This is a genomic window from Streptomyces sp. NPDC006516 (genome assembly GCF_040611875.1).
In the GTDB taxonomy this organism is placed as follows: Bacteria; Actinomycetota; Actinomycetes; order Streptomycetales; family Streptomycetaceae; genus Streptomyces.
In genome coordinates, this window is record NZ_JBEXPD010000018.1 from 60,568 (window position 1) to 81,348 (window position 20,781).

Annotated in this window: 22 protein-coding genes and 1 pseudogene; 9 read left to right on the top strand and 14 right to left on the bottom strand. The window is 71.0% G+C overall.

The annotated features are described in order from the left end of the window. Nucleotides 1–117 precede the first annotated feature (117 nt). From ABZY45_RS32135 to ABZY45_RS32145, 3 genes are all read left to right on the top strand, one after another. Nucleotides 118–1,341: an MFS transporter gene (locus ABZY45_RS32135; RefSeq protein ID WP_356745766.1), complete on the top strand. Its 1,224-nt coding sequence runs from the start codon at nucleotides 118–120 to the stop codon at nucleotides 1,339–1,341. A 79-nt stretch (nucleotides 1,342–1,420) separates the two neighbouring features. Beyond that, nucleotides 1,421–1,789 carry a hypothetical protein gene (locus tag ABZY45_RS32140; protein ID WP_356745768.1) on the top strand — a complete coding sequence of 123 codons (369 nt, stop codon included), beginning with the start codon at nucleotides 1,421–1,423 and terminating at the stop codon, nucleotides 1,787–1,789. 21 nt (nucleotides 1,790–1,810) lie between these two features. Further along, nucleotides 1,811–2,551: a maleylpyruvate isomerase family mycothiol-dependent enzyme gene (locus ABZY45_RS32145; protein WP_356745770.1), complete on the top strand. Its 741-nt coding sequence runs from the start codon at nucleotides 1,811–1,813 to the stop codon at nucleotides 2,549–2,551. Nucleotides 2,552–2,673: 122 nt separating this feature from the next. Here the strand turns inward: ABZY45_RS32145 and ABZY45_RS32150 are convergent, their stop codons facing one another. Together ABZY45_RS32150 and ABZY45_RS32155 are read right to left on the bottom strand one after the other, a co-directional pair. Further along, complete coding sequence (locus ABZY45_RS32150) at nucleotides 2,674–3,084, bottom strand: MarR family transcriptional regulator (protein WP_356745772.1); 411 nt, start codon at nucleotides 3,082–3,084, stop codon at nucleotides 2,674–2,676. Nucleotides 3,085–3,237: 153 nt separating this feature from the next. Then, entirely contained in the window at nucleotides 3,238–3,966 is a 729-nt protein-coding gene (locus tag ABZY45_RS32155; RefSeq protein WP_356745774.1) for a TetR/AcrR family transcriptional regulator, read from the bottom strand. Between the two features lie 127 nt (nucleotides 3,967–4,093). Between ABZY45_RS32155 and ABZY45_RS32160 the strand changes: the two genes are divergently transcribed. Then, nucleotides 4,094–4,555 carry a nitroreductase/quinone reductase family protein gene (locus ABZY45_RS32160; protein ID WP_356745776.1) on the top strand — a complete coding sequence of 154 codons (462 nt, stop codon included), beginning with the start codon at nucleotides 4,094–4,096 and terminating at the stop codon, nucleotides 4,553–4,555. On the opposite strand, the gene ABZY45_RS32165 is transcribed toward ABZY45_RS32160, so the two are convergent. Beyond that, nucleotides 4,539–5,804, bottom strand: coding sequence for a geranylgeranyl reductase family protein (locus ABZY45_RS32165; RefSeq protein ID WP_356745778.1), 1,266 nt, complete (start codon nucleotides 5,802–5,804; stop codon nucleotides 4,539–4,541). The genes ABZY45_RS32160 and ABZY45_RS32165 overlap by 17 nt on opposite strands. A gap of 194 nt (nucleotides 5,805–5,998) precedes the next feature. Between ABZY45_RS32165 and ABZY45_RS32170 the strand changes: the two genes are divergently transcribed. Further along, nucleotides 5,999–7,363, top strand: coding sequence for a dipeptidase (locus tag ABZY45_RS32170; RefSeq protein WP_356745780.1), 1,365 nt, complete (start codon nucleotides 5,999–6,001; stop codon nucleotides 7,361–7,363). A 34-nt stretch (nucleotides 7,364–7,397) separates the two neighbouring features. Next, nucleotides 7,398–7,851, top strand: a pseudogene (locus tag ABZY45_RS32175) (MBL fold metallo-hydrolase); the annotation flags it as partial. Nucleotides 7,852–8,329: 478 nt separating this feature from the next. Here the strand turns inward: ABZY45_RS32175 and ABZY45_RS32180 are convergent. Next, nucleotides 8,330–9,370 carry an NUDIX hydrolase gene (locus ABZY45_RS32180; protein ID WP_356745782.1) on the bottom strand — a complete coding sequence of 347 codons (1,041 nt, stop codon included), beginning with the start codon at nucleotides 9,368–9,370 and terminating at the stop codon, nucleotides 8,330–8,332. A gap of 196 nt (nucleotides 9,371–9,566) precedes the next feature. On the opposite strand from ABZY45_RS32180, the gene ABZY45_RS32185 reads away from it, so the two are divergent. Further along, entirely contained in the window at nucleotides 9,567–9,743 is a 177-nt protein-coding gene (locus ABZY45_RS32185; protein ID WP_356745783.1) for a hypothetical protein, read from the top strand. 22 nt (nucleotides 9,744–9,765) lie between these two features. Here the strand turns inward: ABZY45_RS32185 and ABZY45_RS32190 are convergent, their stop codons facing one another. After that, nucleotides 9,766–10,731, bottom strand: coding sequence for an ROK family protein (locus tag ABZY45_RS32190; RefSeq protein ID WP_356745784.1), 966 nt, complete (start codon nucleotides 10,729–10,731; stop codon nucleotides 9,766–9,768). 183 nt (nucleotides 10,732–10,914) lie between these two features. Between ABZY45_RS32190 and ABZY45_RS32195 the strand changes: the two genes are divergently transcribed. Beyond that, nucleotides 10,915–11,946, top strand: coding sequence for a LacI family DNA-binding transcriptional regulator (locus ABZY45_RS32195; RefSeq protein ID WP_356745785.1), 1,032 nt, complete (start codon nucleotides 10,915–10,917; stop codon nucleotides 11,944–11,946). A 3-nt stretch (nucleotides 11,947–11,949) separates the two neighbouring features. On the opposite strand, the gene ABZY45_RS32200 is transcribed toward ABZY45_RS32195, so the two are convergent. From ABZY45_RS32200 to ABZY45_RS32225, 6 genes are all read right to left on the bottom strand, one after another. Further along, nucleotides 11,950–13,248, bottom strand: a complete 1,299-nt coding sequence (locus tag ABZY45_RS32200; protein ID WP_356745786.1) for an aldolase — start codon at nucleotides 13,246–13,248, stop codon at nucleotides 11,950–11,952. Nucleotides 13,249–13,421: 173 nt separating this feature from the next. Continuing rightward, nucleotides 13,422–14,384 (bottom strand): electron transfer flavoprotein subunit alpha/FixB family protein, encoded by a 963-nt coding sequence (locus ABZY45_RS32205; RefSeq protein WP_356745787.1) that lies wholly within the window; start codon nucleotides 14,382–14,384, stop codon nucleotides 13,422–13,424. Nucleotides 14,385–14,442: 58 nt separating this feature from the next. Continuing rightward, a complete protein-coding gene (locus tag ABZY45_RS32210; RefSeq protein WP_031096812.1) occupies nucleotides 14,443–15,228 on the bottom strand; it encodes an electron transfer flavoprotein subunit beta/FixA family protein in 786 nt (261 codons plus the stop codon). Nucleotides 15,229–15,430: 202 nt separating this feature from the next. Continuing rightward, a complete protein-coding gene (locus ABZY45_RS32215; RefSeq protein WP_356745834.1) occupies nucleotides 15,431–15,937 on the bottom strand; it encodes a flavin reductase family protein in 507 nt (168 codons plus the stop codon). Between the two features lie 43 nt (nucleotides 15,938–15,980). After that, nucleotides 15,981–16,127, bottom strand: coding sequence for a putative leader peptide (locus ABZY45_RS32220; protein WP_356745788.1), 147 nt, complete (start codon nucleotides 16,125–16,127; stop codon nucleotides 15,981–15,983). 6 nt (nucleotides 16,128–16,133) lie between these two features. Beyond that, on the bottom strand, nucleotides 16,134–16,460 hold the full coding sequence (locus tag ABZY45_RS32225; RefSeq protein WP_356745789.1) for a thioredoxin family protein: 327 nt from the start codon (nucleotides 16,458–16,460) through the stop codon (nucleotides 16,134–16,136). A 219-nt stretch (nucleotides 16,461–16,679) separates the two neighbouring features. Between ABZY45_RS32225 and ABZY45_RS32230 the strand changes: the two genes are divergently transcribed. Next, the gene (locus ABZY45_RS32230) at nucleotides 16,680–17,402 is read left to right on the top strand and encodes a lysophospholipid acyltransferase family protein (protein ID WP_356745790.1); all 723 of its coding nucleotides are present in this window, start codon (nucleotides 16,680–16,682) and stop codon (nucleotides 17,400–17,402) included. Between the two features lie 74 nt (nucleotides 17,403–17,476). Here the strand turns inward: ABZY45_RS32230 and ABZY45_RS32235 are convergent, their stop codons facing one another. From ABZY45_RS32235 to ABZY45_RS32245, 3 genes are read right to left on the bottom strand one after another with little or no spacing between them, the layout of a single operon-like run. Next, the gene (locus ABZY45_RS32235) at nucleotides 17,477–18,559 is read right to left on the bottom strand and encodes a low specificity L-threonine aldolase (protein ID WP_356745791.1); all 1,083 of its coding nucleotides are present in this window, start codon (nucleotides 18,557–18,559) and stop codon (nucleotides 17,477–17,479) included. Next, complete coding sequence (locus ABZY45_RS32240; RefSeq protein ID WP_356745792.1) at nucleotides 18,538–19,302, bottom strand: SDR family oxidoreductase; 765 nt, start codon at nucleotides 19,300–19,302, stop codon at nucleotides 18,538–18,540. Before ABZY45_RS32240 ends, ABZY45_RS32235 begins: the two co-directional genes overlap by 22 nt. Before the next feature lie 26 nt (nucleotides 19,303–19,328). After that, nucleotides 19,329–20,726 carry a DUF6421 family protein gene (locus ABZY45_RS32245; protein WP_356745793.1) on the bottom strand — a complete coding sequence of 466 codons (1,398 nt, stop codon included), beginning with the start codon at nucleotides 20,724–20,726 and terminating at the stop codon, nucleotides 19,329–19,331. Nucleotides 20,727–20,781 lie beyond the last annotated feature (55 nt).

Here is a 20,781-nt window from a genome sequence, read left to right on the forward strand (position 1 = left end):
GCGAGTCTCCCATGATCCGGAGCCGATGCCGACGCTCCTGCTTCCCGCACCGTGCACCGGACGGCCATCGGGGCAGCCGTCTTGCGTGCGCCGCCGGAGCACCTCTATGCTCACTTTGTGCCGCAAGTAAACAAACTGCGGACGGCCCTGTCGGGGGGACTTGGCGGAGACACCGCCCCACCCTCGCCCGTACGGCTCCGTACCGCGCTGACTTTGTTCTTCGCCCTCGACGGCTTCCTGTTCGCGGGCTGGGTGGTCCGTATTCCGGCCATCAAGCACCAGACCGGAGCCACAGCCTCCACCCTCGGGCTCGCGCTGCTCGGCGTCTCCGCCGGTGCGGTGATCACCATGATGCTCACCGGCAGACTCTGCCGGCGTTACGGTAGCCATGCCGTCACGGTGGTCTGCGGGGTGCTGCTGTCGCTGAGCATCACCCTCCCGGCGCAGACGGGTTCGGCTCTCACCCTCGGCCTCGTACTCCTGCTCTTCGGCGTCGCGTACGGCGGGATGAACGTCGCCATGAACAGCGCCGCCGTCGACCTGGTCACCGCCATGCGGCGACCTGTGATGCCCAGCTTCCACGCCGCGTTCAGCCTCGGCGGCATGGCTGGCGCCGGGCTCGGCGGACTGGTCGCGGGCAGGCTCTCCCCCGCGACGCACCTCTTCGCCCTGACCGGGATCGGGCTCCTCGTCACCGCTGCCGTCGGGCCCGTACTTCTGGGCAGCCGGGGCGCCGCTCCGCCCCCTGTGGAGCAGCACACGGACACCTCGGAACGGCCACGGAGGATGAGCCCCGGCGCGCGGCGCATCGTGGTCCTCTTCGGCGTCATCGCCCTCTGCACGGCTTACGGCGAGGGAGCGTTGGCCGAGTGGGGCGCCCTCCACCTCAGCCAGGACCTGAACGCGGCTCCCGGGCTCGCCGCAGCCGGATACTCCCTTTTCGCGCTGACCATGGCCATCGGCAGGCTCAGCGGCACCACCCTTCTCGAACGCTTCGGGCAGACCCGGACCCTCGTGGCGGGCGGGGCCACGGCCGCGGCAGGCATGCTGCTCGGCGCGCTCGCCCCGGCCGTCTGGCTCGCCCTGCTCGGCTTCGCCGTGGCCGGTCTGGGCCTGGCCAACATATTCCCGGTCGCGGTAGGACGGGCAGGTGCCTTGGCGGGCCCGAGCGGGGTGGCGGCCGCATCCACACTCGGCTACGGCGGGATGCTCCTGGGCCCGCCGGTCATCGGCTTCCTCGCCGACTGGTTCTCGCTGCCGGTGGCCCTCACCACGGTGACCGTGCTCGCCGCGACGGCGGCGGTCCTGGGGTACGCAGCCCGCAACGCAGCGAACACCTGAACGATTGAGTAGCCGTACTCAGGCATGGCCGTCCCGTCCGGCGCACGATGGACGCATCGACCATCCATGGGGAGCGGACATGAGTGACCAGGCGGCAGACAAGCAGTGGCTGCGTACGGCGGCGCGGCTGACCTTCGGCAACACGGCCTCACGGATATATCTCGGGCTCGTACTGGCCGTTGCCGCGTTCGTGGCGGTGGACACCCTGTTCGTGTCCCACGAGGACGCGTCGCTCGCCGGGGTGTGGCTGTTCTTCATGGCGGCGCCGACCGTGTTCGTCTTTCTCATCGGCAGTTCACTGGCCTCGGCGGACGCGGGCGGCGCCGCCTGGTTCGTCCATCTCGCACTGGTCCTCTCGGTACTCGCACAGGCTTGGGCTCTCGGCTGGTTCTCGCAGTTGCTGCGAGGTCCCGGCACGGGGCGCTCGGCACACCCACAGGGCGCCTGAGGTTCTGGCACAATCGCGGGCGTGGAGATATCGGAGCACCTCACGGCCCTTGACGCGGAGGGGCTTTCACTCGCCTCCGCCGCCCGCGAAGCGGGGACCGACGCACCGGTCCCGACGTGTCCGGACTGGCGAGTACGCGATCTGCTCAGGCACACCGGGACGGTGCACCGGTGGGCGACCGCGTTCGTCGTCGAGGGACACCGGGCGTACCACCCCGAGGGCCGAGAGCCCGATCTGGACGGCGACGCGCTGCTGGACTGGTTCACGGAGGGCCACCGTCTGCTGGTCGACGCGCTCCGGGCCGCACCCGCCGACCTGGAGTGCTGGACCTTCTTCCCCGCACCGTCACCGCTCGCGTTCTGGACACGCCGGCAGGCGCACGAGACCAGGATCCACCGGGTGGACGCCGAAGCCGCGCGCGGCGGAGCTCTGACACCCGTGGCACCCCGTCACTCGGTGGACGGCATCGACGAGCTGCTCGCCGGATTCCACGCCCGGCCCAAGAGCAGGGTGCGCACGGACTCGCCGCGCACCCTGCGGGTGAGGACCACGGACACGGACGCGGTGTGGACCGTGAGGCTGTCCGCCGAACCTCCCGTGACGGCGCGCGGGCAGGAGGCGACCGCGGCGGACTGCACGCTGAGCGGGACCGCCGAGGATCTCCTGCTCGTCCTGTGGAACCGCCTGCCGCTCTCGTCCGTCGAGCTGTCGGGGGACCACGAGCTCGGCCGGCTGTGGACCGAGAACTCCGCCGTCATCTGACGGGCCCCATCCGGCGCGGTGCGGCACTGTCCGCCGCACGCCGGCGCCCTCGGCCGCTCGGCCCGGGCAGAACGGGATTCGGGGCGCCGCTCGCCGCCGGTGGCGCGGGGCCCGTTCCCTCTTCAGCCGCCGGTCCCGTTCAGCATCCGGGACAGGACCTCCCGCTGGAGCGGCCGGGCCTCCGCGTGGCAGTTCCGGCCGGCGTCGGTCAGCTCCACGCGCACACCCCGCCGGTCCTCGGCACACATCGCGCGGCGTACGAGGCCCTCCTTCTCCAGCCGTGCCACGAGCCGCGACAGCGCGCTCTGGCTGAGGTGGACCCGGGAGGCGATCTCCTGGACGCGGAGGCAGGAGGCATCGCCTCCGTCCGCGCCCACGGCGCCCTCCGCGAGGATGTCCAGCACCTCGAAGTCGCTGGCTCCCAGCCCGTGCCGGTCCAGCACGCGATCGAGCTCGCCCACGGTCCTGGCGTGCAACGCGAGCATGGCGCGCCACTCCTCGACGAGCACCCGCTCGGACTTCCTCGCTGCCATGACGGAACGCTAACAGAGGCGTGCCGGGCCCCTGCGCGCGCAACTGACGCACGCGCAACGACGCACGCGCAACGACACACACGCCCGGCGCTTCCCGCGACGCGGAGCCGCGGCACCTGGGCCCGGGCCCCGAGTACGTGCGGGCCGCCCGCGTCAGGTGCCGGTCGCGGCCGTTCCGGCGGTCCGGCCGTCCAGGAGGCCGACCGAACGCCCGAGCTCGGTGGCGGCGGACCGGAACAGGAGGTCACGCGCTTCCACCACGCGGTCGAACTGGCCGAAGATCTCGAAGGAGATCAGCCCGAAGAGCTGCGCCCACGCGGAGACGAGGGCGGCCACGACCGCTGGTGGAAGGTCGGGGGCGATGTCGGACGCCAGCCGGGCGGCCTCGGGGCGCAGTTCTGCGTCCAGCCGGGGGACGGCGAGGCCGTCGGCGCGGTGGGCGTCGCGTGCGAGGCCGATGAGGACGAGGCCGACCCGCGACGCGGGGCCGACGGTGTCCTGCGGCGCGCTGTAGCCGGGGACGGGCGAACCGTAGATCAGTGCGTATTCGTGGGGGTGGGCCAGAGCCCAGGTCCGCACGGCGCAGGCGACGGTCGCCCAACGGCCGGTATGGGGGCCCTCCGAACCGCCGGCGGTCGCCCTTGCAGCCTCCGCCGCCTCACCCACGGCGTCGTAGGCGTCCACGATGAGGGCTGTCAGCAGGTCGTCGCGACTGGGGAAGTAGCGGTAGAGCGCCGACGAGACCATGCCGAGTTCACGGGCGACGGCCCGCAGGGAGAGCTTCGCGGCGCCTTCCGCCGCCAGTTGCCTCCTGGCCTCGTCCTTGATCGCTGCGGTGACCTCGACACGAGCTCGTTCCCTGGCTCCTCGGATGGTGCTCATGGAGTTCAGTGTGCCACGCGATCGGAGCGCCGAACACAAACGAGAGCACTGCTCTTGCTTTAGAGCGGCGCACTCGTACACACTGCTCTAAAGCGAGAGCACCGCTCTCCGAATGACAGGAGCCGCCATGTCACAGCAGCCGCAGCCGTACTACCTCCAGGGCAACGCTCTCAATGTCCGCTTCAACAGCCTCGTCGGCCGGCTGGCCCGTCACGGTCTGAGCCTGCTCGGTACCGCGGAGATGTCGGTGCGGGGCCGAAAGAGCGGGCAGTTGCAGCGCATCCCGGTGAATCCCCACACCCACGAGGGGACGCGGTACCTCGTCTCCGCCCGCGGCCACTCGCAGTGGGTGCGCAACATGCGGGTGGCCGGCGGCGGAGAGCTGCGGGTGGGCCGCAGGGTCCGCACGTTCACCGCGGTCGAGATCGCGGACGACGAGCAGAAGGTGCGGATCGTCCGCGCCTACCTGAAGCGCTGGGGCTGGGAGGTCAACCAGTACTTCCAGGGCATCACGGCGAAGTCGACCGACGCCGAACTCCTCGCCGCCTGCCCCGACCACCCCGTGTTCCGGATCACGGTCGAGAGCTGACCCGGTCCGCTCCCTGGCGGTCCATCACATGGAGTGCGCGCTGAGCCAGCGGATGCGAGCGGACCAGCTCCGCGAGAGAGGTGGTTCCTCGGGTGACTCCGGCGAAGGCGTTCCACGCGGGGCGGAAGCCCGTCAGGATCGCGTGCAGGAGACCGGGCCGCCGCTCGAAGAGCCGGAGCATGCGCCGTCCGACGCCCATCTCCACACCGAGCCCCGCCTTGATGGCGAAGGCGTAGTTGAGTGCCTGCCTGCGGGCATCGACCGCGTCGTGGGACTCGGCGATCCGCACCGCCCACTCGCCGGCGAGCCGGCCGGAACGCAGCGCGAAGGAGATGCCCTCCCGGGTCCAGGGCTCCAGCAGCCCGGCCGCGTCGCCGCAGACCACCACGCGCCCTCGGGACAACGGCGAGTCCTCGCTCCGGCAGCGGGTCAGGTGGCCGGAGGAGATCTTCGGCTCGAATCCGGCGAGACCCAGCCGGCCGACGAAGTCCTCCAGATACCTCTTGGTGCCGGCTCCGTCTCCCCGTGCCGAGATCACCCCGACGGTCAGGGTGTCGCCCTTGGGGAACACCCACCCGTAACTCCCCGGCATCGGACCCCAGTCGATGAGCACCCGGCCCGCCCAGTCCTCGGCGACCGTCTCCGGCACCGGGATCTCCGCCTCGAGACCGAGATCCACCTGATCCAGCTTCACCCCGACGTGAGCCCCTATGCGGCCGGCACTTCCGTCCGCGCCGACGACGGCCCGGGCGAGCACCGTCTCCCCTCCGGCCAGCACCACGGCGACCGTGCGCCGGTCCGGCACGGCGGGGCCGTGCTGCTCGACCCGTGTCACCGACGCGCCCGTGCGCAGTTCGGCACCCGCCTTCTGGGCTTCCTCCACCAGGCCGGCGTCGAACTCCGGGCGGTTGATCAGCCCGAAGAGCATGCGCTTGGACCGGCGGGTCCGGGACAGCTTGCCGTTGAGCGAGAAGGTCACCGCGTGGATGCGGTCCTTCAGGGGCAGTTCGAACCCCGGCGGCAGGGAGTCCCGGGAGAACCCGATGATTCCGCCGCCGCAGGTCTTGTAGCGGGGGATCTCCGCCTTCTCCAGCAACAGCACCCGGCGGCCCGCCACGGCTGCCGCGTACGCCGCGGAAGCTCCGGCCGGACCCGCGCCGACCACGACGACGTCCCATACCGAGGACTCCTGCGGTACCGACGACGACTCATCCGGCTCACGTCCGGCGTCTGCGTTCTCGCTGCTCACGATGTGCTTCTGCTCCCGATCCGACCAGTTGCCCCAGCTGCTCACGGCATCCTACGGCGCGTCGCGGCCGAACTCCGCTGTGGGAGGATCAGCCATGAATTCGTCGTACACGCAACGTCGCACCCACGGCGTCGCCCACGGGCGCGTACTCACCGCGCCATAGTCCTAACGTCGCACCCACGAGGAGCGTGCCCATGACCGCCCACCCGATTTCCGAGACCGTTGCCTCGCTGATGCCCCGTGCGAAGGCGGAGCTCGCCGAGCTGGTGGCCTTCCGGTCGGTGGCGGACCCCGCGCAGTTCCCCAGGAGCGAGTGCGAGGCGGCGGCCGCCTGGGTCGCGGACGCCCTGCGCGCGGAGGACTTCCAGGACGTCGCCCTCCTCGACACCCCCGACGGCACCCAGTCGGTGTACGGATACCTGCCCGGCCCCGCCGGCGCACCCACGGTGCTGCTCTACGCTCACTACGACGTGCAGCCGCCCCTGGACGAGGCGGCCTGGCTCTCCCCGCCGTTCGAGCTGACCGAGCGGGACGGCCGCTGGTTCGGCCGTGGCGCGGCGGACTGCAAGGGCGGATTCATCATGCATCTGCTCGCGCTGCGCGCCCTGAAGGCCAACGGCGGTGTCCCGGTCTCGGTCAAGGTGATCGCGGAAGGCTCCGAGGAGCAGGGGACCGGTGGCCTCGAGCAGTACGCCGAGGCCCACCCCGAGCTGCTGGCCGCCGACACGATCGTCATCGGTGACACGGGCAACTTCCGGGTCGGTCTGCCCACCGTCACCGCGACGCTGCGGGGCATGACCATGCTGCGGGTGCAGCTGGACACGCTCGAAGGGAACCTCCACTCCGGGCAGTTCGGCGGCGCGGCCCCTGACGCGCTGGCAGCGATGATCCAGCTGCTGGCGTCCCTGCGGTCCGAGGACGGCACGACCACCGTCGACGGGCTCACGACCGACGCGGAGTGGGACGGACTGCAGTACCCGGAGGGCGAGTTCCGCACGGACGCCAAGGTGCTCGACGGTGTGGAGCTGATCGGCGCGGGTACGGTCGCCGACCGCATCTGGGCTCGTCCGGCGGTGACCGTCATCGGCATCGACTGCCCGCCGGTCGTCGGGGCCACCCCCTCGCTCCAGGCGAGCGCCCGGGCGCAGATCAGCCTGCGGGTGCCGCCGGGCCAGGACGCCGCCGAGGCGACGAAGCTGCTGACCGCCCACCTCGTGTCGCACGCACCCTGGGGTGCCCGGGTCTCTGTCGAACAGGTCGGCCAGGGCCAGCCGTTCAGGGCGGACATCACGAGCCCGGCGTACACCTCGATGGCCGAAGCCATGCGCATCGCCTACCCGGGTGAGGAGATGCAGTCCTCCGGCATGGGCGGCTCGATCCCGCTCTGCAACACCCTGGCCTCGCTGTACCCGGAGGCCGAGATCCTGCTCATCGGTCTGAGCGAGCCCGAAGCCCAGATCCACGCGGTGAACGAGAGCGTGTCCCCCGAGGAGCTCGAGCGGCTCTCGGTGGCCGAGGCACTGTTCCTGCGGAACTACGCGGAGTCCAGGAAGGCCTGAGGACGGCGGCGCAGACCGCCGCCGCCGACCTGCGTCGGGCGATGTGCACGCGCCCTCCGCGATCGAGGACGGCGTGCGCGGGCTCGGGCTGGACCCTGGCCGGGTCCCGGCGGATCGTCCTCACCCACGGGCACCGTGACCACTACGGCGGCGCCGGGGCAGTCGCCGAGCGGTAAGGCGCCGAGATCCTGGCCCACCAGTTGGACGCACCGGTGGTCCGAGGCGAGGTGCTCGTGCCGGAGCCGGTCGTGCACGACTGGGAGCGGCCCCTGCACACCCGCGCGCTGACGGTTCCGGAGGCGCCGCCCACCCGGGTCGACCGCGAGCTTACCGACGGCGAGGAGCTGCCGTTCGGCGGCGGCGCCCGGGTGGTCCACTCCCCCGGGCACACACCCGACTCCTTCGCCCTTCATCTGCCGCGCCACGGAGTGCTGTTCACCGGGGACTCGGTGGCCTCGGTCGGTGGGGTGATGCTGGGAGTCTTCAGTGCGGTCAGCACCTGCGATGCCACCACGCCAACTCCGGGTCTGCCGTCGGCTCATGATGCGTTCGCCCGAGGAGCACCGTGTCCAGGCGCTCCACCTGCGCCCGTAGTTCGCCGGCGGCCCCTGGCGGAAGCATGTACAGAGCGTCTCGCAGTTTGTCGCGGGCCCACCCCGCACCGCAGCACGGGCAGGTGAACTCAGCCTCCCATTGCCTCCACCGGCGCCGGGTGCCATGGACACGCACGGACCACACGCTCAGCGCCACTGCCACGATGCCAGGAGACAATCGCTCCCGTTCGAGCACACGGACGGCGGCGTTCGCCGCTCCCGACAGACCTGGGACATCGCGATACCGTACCCAGGGTCTCCCCCGGCCACGTTCCCGCGACCGAAGTGAAGCTGGTGTTCTACGCGGCACGGCCCCTTCGGATGCGCGTCATGGATGGCATCCTCCCACAGCCGGGGATCTGCCGGACAGAAGCTAACCGCCCACCGGCACCCCGGCCTCCAGGTTCAGCACGGTGGCCCGCTCGCGGGCGCGCAGCGCCCAGCGGAGCCGCTCGAAGCGGGTCGGAGGCAACAGGAGCGCTGCCTCGTCCTCGGTGACGAATCGCCAGCCGCGCAGTTCCGCCCCCGGCAGCAGCAGCCGCGAGGCCTCCTCGCAGCGGAGCCGGCCCCCGTCGAACAGGAAGCGCAGTCCTCCGTACGCGGGTGGCTTCGGGGCCTCCCAGTCGACCACCAGAAGCTTCGGTTCCGCCTCGAGGCGCAGCCCGAGTTCCTCGGCGACCTCCCGGATGCCGGCCTGCGCCGGGGCCTCTCCGGTCTCCACCACGCCGCCAGGGAACTCCCAGCCGGGCTTGTACGTGGGGTCGACGAGCAGGACCCTGTCCTGCTCGTCGAAGAGCAGGACCCCGGACGCGACGGTCTCCGCGCGCGGTTCGGGGGTCTGGACTATCCCGCACTCCTTGGCCTCGCCCGTGCGCAGCGCCTCCGCGATCCGCTCCGCCGTCTGGGACGGGGTGAGGGCGCTGGTGTCGATCGTGAGAGCGTCCTCGCTGATCCATCCGAGCGCCGCCCGGTAGGGCTCGATGTGCTCGTACGCCCACTGCCGGATCCTCTCGCTGTGCTCGGGATCGTCGGCGAACTCCTCGCGCCCGGCTATCCGCCTACGCAGGATCGTTTCCTCGGGAGAGAGCAGCACATGGCGCACCGGTATCCGCCGGGAGGCGAGGCCGCCGAAGATCTCGTCGCGGTAGTCCTGCCTCAGCAGCGTCATCGGCACCACGAGCACCCCCGGAAGCTCCGCGAGAAGTGCCGCGGCCGTGTCGACCACCATCCGTCGCCAGATCGGCAGGTCCTGGAAGTCGGTCACCTCCGCGAGCTTCTTCTGCGGGAGCAGCATGCGCAGCCCCCCGCCGGTCAGCTCGGGGTCGTAGAAGGTGCTGTTCGGGATCAGATCGATCAGTTCGCACGCGGCGCTGGTCTTGCCCGCACTGAACGCACCGTTGATCCAGACGATCACGGGTCCCCCTCTTCCGTAGCCCCCTGTGGCTTGCCCGCAACACCCCGCTGCGGAAACCACCTCGGGGCGACGCGGTTGTGCCGGAGGGCTGCCGGGCGCGTCCCACTGTACGAGCCCGGCCGGTCCCCGGACCGTGACGAGGGGCCGCCGGAGGTCGTTGGAGCGGACAGTCACTGGAACGACGAGGGGGTACGCGGTGCACCGCACGGTACTTGAGCAGTTTCCCGCGGGTGGGCCGCGGGGCAGCAGGCCGGCCGAGGAGTTCGCCGCGGCCCGCCGCGGTGAGGGGGTGCCCGCGGAGGTGGTGATGGATCTGGAGCGTGACGCCTTCCTGGTCGTGGTGCCCCAGCAGCCGACCGACCGGACCCCCTGACCCGCACGGCCTCGTGCCCTCGTTACTGCGCGGCCACGGCCCGCACGCCGTTCGCGCTGCCGGGACGGACCGAGGCCGCGGCCGCCGCGCCCACCAGGCCCGCGTCGGTACCCATCACGGCCGAGGTGACCGTGAGCCCCTGGACGAAGGAGAGCGTGGCGTAGTCCCGCAGGGACCTGCGCAGCGGCGCGAAGAGCACCTCGCCCGCGCCGGCCACTCCCCCGCCGATCACCGCGATGTCGATGTCGGCCAGCGTGGCGGTCGCGGCGATCCCGGCGGCGAGTGCCTGGGCGGCCCGCTCGAACGAGGCGACGGCGACCGGATCCCCGGCGCGCGCGGAGGCGGCCACCGCGGCTGCCGTGGCGTCGCCGTCCGGACCGGGGAGCCAGCCGTTCTCCAGCGCGCGCCTGGCGATGTTGGGCCCGCTGGCGAGGCGCTCCACGCAACCGCGGGCACCGCAGGGGCAGGGGTCGCCGTCCAGGTCGACGCTGATGTGGCCGATGTGGCCCGCGTTGCCCGAGGGGCCGGGGTGCAGCTTCCCGCCGAGAACGAGACCGCCACCGACGCCGGTCGAGACCACCAGGCACAACGCGTTGTCATAACCCCGGGCGGCGCCCAGCCAGTGCTCGGCCGCCGTCATCGCGACCCCGTCACCGACGAGCGTGACGGGCAGCCCTCCCGTCACGGCGGCGACCCGGTCCACCAGCGGAAATCCGCGCCAGCCGGGGACGTTGACCGGACTGACCGTGCCCGCGGAGGCGTCCACGGGGCCGGCGCTGCCGATACCGACCGCACCGGCCCGGAGCCACAGCGGGGAAGCCGCCAGATCGGCCAGAACGTCGCCGACGGCATCCATCACCGCCTCGGCGCCCTCCTGTGCGGGCGTCGGACGCTGTGCCCGTACGAGAAGGGAACCGGCGCCGTCCACCAACGCCCCGGCGATCTTGGTACCGCCGATGTCGAGCGCGGCGACGAGGTCGGTATGCATCGGTGTGGACTCTCCGGAGGGGTGAGGCGCAGGACCTGCGGCTTCAGTCTGATGGTCCACCCAGTCTCCATTCTCTTGACAACGTTGTCCAGGGCCTATGCTCGACGCCACAGCACCCGGCCGATCCCCTCGTACCACGGAGACGGCCGGAATCACCCGTTCCCGACGACAGGACAGCGCACCGTGGCCGAGACCGCCCGTCATTCCGAGACCCGCTACGGCAACAGGCCGACCATGAAGGATGTCGCGGCCCGTGCCGGTGTGGGCCTCAAGACGGTCTCCCGGGTGGTGAACAGCGAGCCCGGGGTGACCCCTGACACCGAGCGCCGCGTCCAGGAGGCGATCGAGGCACTCGGCTTCCGCCGCAACGACAGCGCGCGCGTCCTGCGCAAGGGCCGCACCGCGTCCATCGGTCTCGTCCTGGAGGATCTCGCGGACCCGTTCTACGGTCCGCTGAGCCGCGCCGTGGAGGAGGTGGCCCGTGCCCACGGGGCCCTGCTGATCAACGGCTCCAGCGCCGAGGATCCCGAGCGCGAGCAGGAACTCGTCCTCGCCCTCTGCGCACGGCGGGTCGACGGCCTCATCGTGATCCCGGCCGGCGACGACCACCGCTACCTGGAGCCCGAGATGAAGGCGGGCATCGCCACCGTGTTCGTCGACCGTCCGGCGGGCCGGGTCGACGCGGACATGGTGCTGTCGGACAGCTTCGGCGGGGCGCGGGCGGGAGTCGCCCACCTGATCGCGCACGGCCACCGCAGGATCGGCTTCGTCGGCGACCAGCCCCGCATCCACACCGCGACGGAACGACTGCGCGGCTACCACGCCGCCCTGACCGACGCCGGCATCGAGGTCGAGGACGCCTGGATCTCCCTCGGCCCGACCGACCCCGCCCGGGTCAGGTCCGCCGTCGAGACCATGCTGGCGGGCCCCGAGCCGGTGACCGCGGTCTTCGCGGGCAACAACCGGGTGACGGTCACCGCGGTGCGGGTCCTCGCCGAGTGCGACCGCCGGATCGCCCTGGTCGGCTTCGACGACATCGAGCTGGCCGACCTGCTCGGCATCACGGTGATCTCCCAGGACGCCGCCGCCGTGGGCCGTACGGCGGCGGAACACCTGTTCCGCCGCCTCGACGGCGCCTCTCACGCGCCTGCCAGGGTGGAGCTCCCGACCCGGCTCATCCCCCGCGGCTCGGGGGAACTTCCGCCCGCGCCATAGGCCCTACGGCGCCGTCACGGTGAGACCGCCACGGCGCGGTGAGGCGAAGCCGTCCAGGTCCGCACGGGTCAGGCCGGTGAGACCGGTGACCTCGTCGGCGTCCAGGGCTCCGCAGTCGATACCGCGGAGCAGGTAGCCGCTGAGGGCCTTCGCGGTGGCGGGCTCGTCCATGACGTCTCCGCCCGCCTTCGCGACGTAGGCGGCGAGCCGGGACGCGGCCTGCGCCAGCCCCTCGCGGTAGAAGGTGTAGACGGCGGCGTAGCGGGTGGGCAGATGGCGCGGGTGCATGTCCCATCCCTGGTAGTAGGCGCGGGCCAGGGCGCGCCGGGTGAGCCCGTAGTGCAGGCGCCACGCGTCGTGCACCTGCTGCGCGGGCCCGACCGGGAGCACGTTGGTGGAGCCGTCGCAGACGCGTACGCCCGTGCCGGCCGCCGCGACCTGCATCACGGCTTTGGCGTGGTCGGCGGCGGGATGGTCACTGGCCTGGTAGGCGGGGCTGACACCGACACAGGCGCTGTAGTCGAAGGTCCCGTAGTGCAGTCCGGTCGCCCGGCCACGGGCGGCGTCGATCATGCGGGCCACCGCGGCGGTGCCGTCTGCGGCCAGGATGGACTGGCTGGTCTCGATCTGGATCTCGAAGCCGAGGCGCCCGGCCGGCAGGGCGTGGGTCTCCTCGAAGGCCTCGAGCAGCCGCACGAAGGCGGCGACCTGCTCGGGGTAGGTCACCTTGGGCAGTGTCAGGACGAGACCGTCCGGCAGGCCGCCCGCCCGCATCAGGCCGGTGAGGAAGATGTCCGTGGTGCGGATGCCCCGTTCGCGCACCGCGGCTTCCATGCACTTCATCCGGATGCCCATGTACGGAGCAGCTGTCCCGTCGGCGTACGCCTCGGCGACCAGACGCGCGGCACGGGCCGCGGCCGCGTCCTCCTCGGCGTCGGGGCGCGGCCCGTAGCCGTCCTCGAAGTCGATGCGCAGGTCCTCGACCGGTTCGCGCTCCAGCTTCGCCCGTACGCGGTCGTGGACGGGCTCGGCGAGCTCCTGCGGGATGCCGAGGACGCCGGCGAGTGCCGCGGCGTCGGGGGCGTGCTCGTCGAGGGCCTCAAGAGCCTGGTCGCCCCAGGTCCGGAGGGTCGTGGCAGCGAAGGTGTCGGCGGGGACGTACACGGTGTGGACGGGCTGGCGGGTGCCGGGGTCTCCCGGGTAGCGGCGGGCGAGTTCGGCGTCCACCGCCGCGAGGGAGGCGCCGATCTCCGCGCCGACCGTGCCGGCGAGGCTCGTCGCCACCTTCTCCTGCTGACCCATGACCGTACCCTCCATACATTCGGCGATTTTCCGCTTGTCGGAATCTATCATCCGCATAGTGAAGTTATAAGGTGCCTGGTCGTGCGTCAATGGTGATCGGAAACGGCCCGGGGCCGCGCGGTGAGAACACCACGCGGCCCCGGGCCGTCGGTCGGGCGATGCCCTGGACGCGGTCAGCCCTTGCGGGACTTGACCTCGTCCGTGAGCTGCGGGACGACGTCGAAGAGGTCGCCGACGACCCCGTAGTCGACGAGGTCGAAGATCGGAGCTTCGGCGTCCTTGTTGACCGCGACGATGGTCTTCGAGGTCTGCATGCCGGCGCGGTGCTGGATCGCGCCCGAGATCCCGGAGGCGATGTACAGCTGCGGGGAGACCGACTTGCCGGTCTGGCCCACCTGGTTGGTGTGCGGGTACCAGCCGGCGTCGACGGCGGCACGCGAGGCGCCGACCGCGGCGCCGAGCGAGTCGGCGAGCGCCTCGATGATCGCGAAGTTCTCCGCGCCGTTGACGCCACGGCCGCCGGAGACGACGATCGCGGCCTCGGTCAGCTCCGGACGGCCGGTCGACTCACGCGGGGTGCGGGAGAGGACCTTGGTGCCGGTGGCCGTGGCGGAGAAGGAGACCGAGAGGGCCTCGACGGCGCCCGCGGCCGGGGCGGCCTCGACGGCGGCCGAGTTCGGCTTGACCGTGATGACCGGAGTGCCCTTGGAGACACGGGACTTGGTGGTGTACGAGGCGGCGAACGCCGACTGCGTGGCGACCGGGCCCTGGTCACCGGCCTCCAGGTCCACGGCGTCGGTGATGATGCCGGAGCCGATGCGCAGCGCGAGGCGGGCGGCGATCTCCTTGGCCTCGGCCGAGGACGGCAGCAGCACCGCGGCCGGGGACACCGCGTCGTAGGCGGCCTGGAGCGCGTCGACCTTGGGGACGACGAGGTAGTCGGCGAACTCGGGTGCATCGGCGGTCAGCACCTTGACCGCGCCGTGCTCGGCGAGCGCGGCGGCGGTGTCGGCGGCGCCGTTGCCCAGCGCTACGGCGACCGGCTCGCCGATGCGGCGGGCGAGCGTCAGCAGCTCCAGCGTGGGCTTGCGGACGGCACCGTCCACGTGGTCGACATAGACGAGAACTTCAGCCATGGGACTTCAATCTCCTGCGTGCGAGGGAGTGCGGGGCGGTGGAAGGGACGGCCGGGGCTCAGATGAACTTCTGGCCCGCAAGGAACTCGGCCAGCTGCTTGCCGCCCTCGCCCTCGTCCTTGACGATCGTGCCCGCCGTACGGGCCGGACGCTCTGCCGCCGAGTCGACCGCGGTCCAGGAACCGCCCAGGCCGACCTCGTCCGCCTCGATCTCCAGGTCCTCCAGGTCCAGGGACTCCACCGGCTTCTTCTTGGCCGCCATGATGCCCTTGAACGACGGGTAGCGAGCCTCGCCCGACTGGTCGGTCACGGAGACCACGGCCGGGAGGGACGCCTCGAGCTGCTCGCTCGCGGAGTCGCCGTCGCGACGGCCCTTGACCGTGCCGTCCTCGACCGAGACCTCGGAGAGCAGCGTGACCTGCGGGACGCCGAGGCGCTCAGCGAGCAGCGCCGGCAGCACACCCATGGTGCCGTCGGTCGACGCCATGCCGCAGATGACCAGGTCGTAACCGGTCTTCTCGACGGCCTTGGCCAGCACCAGCGAGGTGCCGATGACGTCGGTGCCGTGCAGGTCGTCGTCCTCGACGTGGACGGCCTTGTCGGCGCCCATCGACAGCGCCTTGCGCAGCGCGTCCTTGGCGTCCTCGGGACCCACCGTGAGCACGGTGATCTCCGCGTCGTCCGCCTCGTCGGCGATCTGCAGCGCCTGCTCCACCGCGTACTCGTCGAGCTCCGACAGCAGACCGTCGACGTCGTCACGGTCCAGGGTCAGGTCATCGGCGAAGTGCCGGTCGCCGGTGGCGTCGGGCACGTACTTCACACAGACAACGATCCTCAAGCTCACGCCGGCTCTCCTACTGCATCGTCATTTCTGGGCTGCCTTGTTGCACGCAGCATAGGCGCCTTATCGGGCGGTTTCCGGTCGGGGGCGACCGAGCTCCCGGTGAAATATTACTCGCCAGTACACCCAGTACGTTACCCATAAGCAAGCGCTTGGAACTGTGACGTAGCCAACGGACTGCGCTCCGGTACCGCCTTGCTCGCCCTCAGTCTCGCAGAGCCGTGAAACGGCCCTGGTGGTAGACCAGCGGCCGGCCGCCCCGCGCCGGGTCCCCGGCCACCACCTCGGCGATGACGATGCGGTGGTCCCCCGCCGGAACCCTGGCCACCACACGGCAGACCAGCCAGGCGACCACCCCTGCGAGCAACGGCACGCCCTCGGGGCCACTGCGCCAGTCGGTGGACGGGCCGAACCGGTCGGCGCCGCTGCGGGCGAACGTCGCGGCGAGCTCCTGCTGGTGCTCGCCGAGTATGTGCACACCCACGTGCTCCGCCTCCGCGACCACGGGCCAGCTGGAGGACGAGGTACCCACCCCGAAGGAGATGAGGGGCGGCTCGGCGGCCACGGAACTGAGAGAGGTCGCGGTGAAACCGGCCGGCTTCGCGCCCGCCGCGGTGATCACGGCGACACCGGCGGCGTGCTGCCGGAAGACGGAACGGAGGAGGTCGGGGGCAGCCGTCCGGACGAAGCCGAGATCGGGAGAGGCCGTCATGGAGAGATCCTTCTGCGAGAGGGCGTGCAGGTCCGCGGATACTTCAGACACCCGGACAGCGCGCACTCGCGTAGCGCACGAGGTCGACGTGGACCCGGCCGAAAAGAAGGAGTTCTGGCGGCACAGCGCCAGACTGACGATGCGTGTCGTACACAGTCAAGTGCGTCCCGTCATGTGGGAGATGCGTCACGGTCCGTCACATCGCCTGCCCCAGTGCCGCGACGACATCCGCCGTACGCGGCTGACCGGCCGCGCGGCGGACGATGAGGCCCTGCGCGTCGAGCACCAGCACCGTGGGGGTCCGGGTGATGCCGAGCCGGCGTACGAGGGTGAGATGCGCCTCGGCGTCGATCTCGACGTGGGCCACGCCGCCGACCATCCGGGCCACCTCGGCGAGGGTCCGCCGGGTGGCGCGGCAGGGCTGACAGAAGGCGCTCGAGAACTGCACCAGAGTCGCCCGTTCCCCCAGTTCCGCGCCGAGTTGGGCGGCATCGAGCGTGCCGGCAGCAGTCTGTCCGTCCATCCCTGTCTCCTCCTCACAGCTCCGCGCAATGGGTCAGCATCGTGCGTCCGCATTACATTCCCGGAGGATTCACGTGACGAGAATCTCCCGCCCCGGAGCCTTTGGGGCTGGCCACGGCGTCACACATGGGGCACGATCGCCCCAATGCCGAAAACCTACGGCTGCGTAACTTCCGCCGGGAGAACCCTCCCCAGGCATTGAAGAAGGGTCTTCATCCAGATGGCAGAACTCGTCTACCGGCCGGTCATCGGCGCCGCGCGCACGCTGTTCAAGGCGCTCGACCTGAAGATCGACACCCAGGGTTCGGAGCACATCCCGAAGACTGGTGGCGCGGTTCTGGTCAGCAACCACATCAGCTATCTGGACTTCATCTTCACCGGACTCGGCGCCCTGCCCCAGAAGCGGCTTGTCCGCTTCATGGCCAAGGAGTCGGTGTTCCGGCACAAGGTGTCCGGACCGCTGATGCGCGGAATGAAGCACATCCCCGTCGACCGCGACCAGGGCGAGGACGCCTACGCGCACGCACTGGCTTCGTTGCGCGCGGGGGAGATCGTCGGCGTGTTCCCCGAGGCGACCATCTCGCAGTCCTTCACCCTCAAGAGCTTCAAGTCGGGCGCAGCGCGCCTGGCCCAGGAGGCCGGCGTACCGCTGATCCCGATGGCGCTGTGGGGTACTCAGCGTCTGTGGACCAAGGGCCGCCCGCGCAACTTCCGGCGGAGCCACACCCCGATCACGATCCGCGTGGGTGAGGCCGTGGAGGCCCCCACGGACCAGTACGCGGGCGCGATCACCCGCCGGCTCCGCGAGCGCGTCCAGGAGCTGCTCGAGGCGGCACAGCGCGCCTATCCGGTGCGCCCTAAGGACGCGAGCGACACCTGGTGGATCCCGGCGCACCTCGGAGGTACGGCGCCCACGCCCGCCGAGGTACGCGAGAACGGCTGACCTCCGCCGCGCGCGGCGGAGGAAAGGGACGAGCGGCCGACCGGATGCATCCGGTCGGCCGCTCGTCCGTGCCGCTACTGCCTGGCCATCTCCTCCTTGAGCGCCAGCACGAAGGAGTCCACGTCCTCCTCGCGGGTGTCGAAGGCGCACATCCAGCGGACGTCTCCCGCCGTCTCGTCCCAGAAGTAGAAGCGGAAGCGCTTCTGCAGGCGCTCCGACACCTCGTGGGGCAGCCGGGCGAAGACGGCGTTCGCCTGCACGGGATAGAGGATCTCCACGCCGTCCACCGCGCGCACCCCCTCGGCCAGACGCTGTGCCATGGCGTTGGAGTGGCGGGCGTTGCGCAGCCAGAGGTCGCGCGCGAGCAGTGCCTCCAGCTGGACCGAGACGAAGCGCATCTTCGAGGCGAGCTGCATCGACAGCTTGCGCAGATGCTTCATCGCCCGGACGGAGTCCGGGTTCAGGACGATCACGGCCTCGCCGAAGAGCGCGCCGTTCTTGGTGCCGCCGAACGAGAGGACGTCGACGCCGACCGTGTTGGTGAACGTGCGCATCGGCACGTCCAGCGACGCGGCGGCGTTGGCTATGCGGGCACCGTCGAGGTGCACCTTCATGCCGCGCTCGTGGGCGTGGTCGCAGATGTCACGGATCTCGGCGGGCGTGTAGACGGTGCCGAGCTCGGTGTTCTGGGTGATCGAGACGACCTGCGGCATCGCCCGGTGCTCGTCGTCCCAGCCGTACGCCTGGCGGTCGATGAGCTCCGGCGTCAGCTTGCCGTCCGGGGTCGGGACGGTGAGCAGCTTCAGCCCGCCCACCCGCTCCGGCGCCCCGCCCTCGTCCACGTTGATGTGCGCGGACTCGGCGCAGATCACCGCGCCCCAGCGGTCGGTCAGCGCCTGGAGTGCGACGACGTTGGCCCCCGTCCCGTTGAAGACCGGGAAGGCCTCGGCCGTGGGACCGAAGTGGCTGTGCATGACCCGCTGGAGGTGCCCGGTGTAGTCGTCCTCGCCGTACGCGACCTGATGGCCCTCGTTGGCGAGGGCGAGGGCCGCGAGAACCTCGGGGTGCGCGCCCGCGTAGTTGTCGCTCGCGAAGCCGCGTACCTGCGGATCGTGATGACGTCGCGCATCGGTCTTTACGGTTGCGGGGTCAGCCACAGACGCTTTCCGTTCACTTCTCCGGCGGGCTCGTCCCAGACTCCGGCGATGGCCTCGGCCAGCTCCTGGACGTCCGTGAAGCCCGCGAACTTCGCATTCGGGCGCTCGGCGCGCATCGCGTCGTGCACCAGTGCCTTGACGACCAGGATCGCAGCAGCAGCCGTCGGGCCCGCGTCGCCCCCCGCCTTGCGGAAGGAGTCCGCGAGGGCGAGGGTCCAGGCCTCGGCGGCGGCCTTGGAGGCCGCGTACGCGGCGTTGCCCGCCGTGGGGCTGCTCGCCCCGGCCGCGCTGATCAGTACGTAGCGGCCCCGGTCGCTGCGCTGGAGGACCTCCTGGAACGCCAGCGACGTCGACTGGACGGTGCGGACCAGCAGCTTCTCGAGGAAATCCCAGTCGGCGAGGCTGGTGTCCGCGAAGCCCGCGCTGCCACGCCAGCCGCCCACCAGGTGGACCAGGCCGTCGATGCGGCCGAACTCCTTCTCGGTCTTGACGACCCAGTCCCGGGTGGCCGCCAGATCGAGCAGGTCCACCGTGTCCCCGGTGACGGTGGCTCCCCCATGGGCGTAGCGCGCCGCGTCGACCGCTTCGACGAGCCGCTCGGGATTGGCGTCGGAGGCGACCACGGTCGCGCCCGCCTCGGCGAGCCTGAGCAAGGTGGCACGGCCCGCAGGCCCCGCCGCTCCGGCCACCGCGATCACCGCACCGTCGAGCGCACCGCTGTCGGCACTGCCTGTTCCGTTCATCGCCACCGCCTCCTCAGAACGCGCGCTCACGCAGCTGCCCGCCCGGCATCCGCCGCAGTGATCCCCTTGGTGGAGGCGATCACATGCTTCAGTTTCTTCGAGAGCGCCTCATAGAACATGCTCAGGGGAAACTCGTCCGGAAGCACGTCGTCGACGAGCTTGCGAGGCGGTTGATTCAGGTCCAGGGCCTCCGGACCCTTGGCCCAGCGGGAGCCGGGGTGGGGTGCGAGATAGGTCGCGACCAGGTCGTACGCCGCGAACCAGTGCACGAGCTTGGGGCGGTCGATGCCGTCGCGGTAGAGCTTCTCGATCTCTCCGCAGAGCTGGTTGGTGACCTGCGGGGCACGCTCCCAGTCGATCTTGAGCGTGTTGTCGGTCCAGCGGACGACATCGTGCTTGTGGAGGTAGGCGAAGAGGAGCTGACCGCCGAGACCGTCGTAGTTCCGTACGCGCTCACCGGTGACAGGGAAGCGGAACATGCGGTCGAAGAGCACCGCGAACTGCACGTCGCGGCCCTGGCCGAAGCCGTCGGCCTCCAGCTTCACGGCCTCCTTGAAGGCGGTGAGGTCGCAGCGCAGCTCCTCCAGCCCGTACATCCAGAACGGCTGGCGCTGCTTGATCATGAAGGGGTCGAACGGCAGGTCACCGTGGCTGTGGGTGCGGTCGTGGACCATGTCCCAGAGCACGAAGGCCTGTTCGCAGCGCTCCTGGTCGCCGATCATCTCGCGGATGTCGTCGGGCAGATCGACGCCCAGCAGTTCGACGGAGGCCTCGGTCACGCGGCGGAAGCGCGCGGCCTCACGGTCACAGAAGATCCCGCCCCAGCTGAAGCGCTCGGGCGCCTCGCGCACGGCGATGGTCTCGGGGAAGAGGACGGCCGAATTGGTGTCGTAACCCGAGGTGAAGTCCTCGAAGGTGATGCCGCAGAACAACGGGTTGTCGTAGCGCGTCGCTTCCAGGTCGGCGAGCCACTCGGGCCAGACCATCCGCAGCACGACGGCTTCGAGGTTCCGGTCCGGATTGCCGTTCTGGGTGTACATCGCGAAGACGACCAGGTGCTGGAGACCGTCGGCGCGGTTCCGGGCGGGCTGGAAGGCGAGCAGGGAGTCCAGGAAGTCCGGGACGCCGAAGCCGTCGGCGGCCCAGCGGCGCAGATCCGCGACGAGCGCGCGGTGGTAGGCCTCGTCGTGCGGGAGCAGCGGGGAGAGCTGCTCGACCGCGGAGATCACGCGCGTGATGACGGCGCCGGCCGCGGCGGGGGTGGGGGCGCCCTCGGCCGTGAAGTCGATGGAGCCGTCCTTGGACTGCCAGGGGCGGAGCTCTTCGACGGCACTCTTGAGCGAGGGCCAGGCCGGATGCTCCACGACCCGCTGGGCAGCAGCTATCGCGCCGGTGGCGGTCGCATGCTCAAGAATTTCCGTCATAACACTTCCTTCACGGGAGAACCTCGCGTCAGGCAACCGTATCCACGTGCGGTTC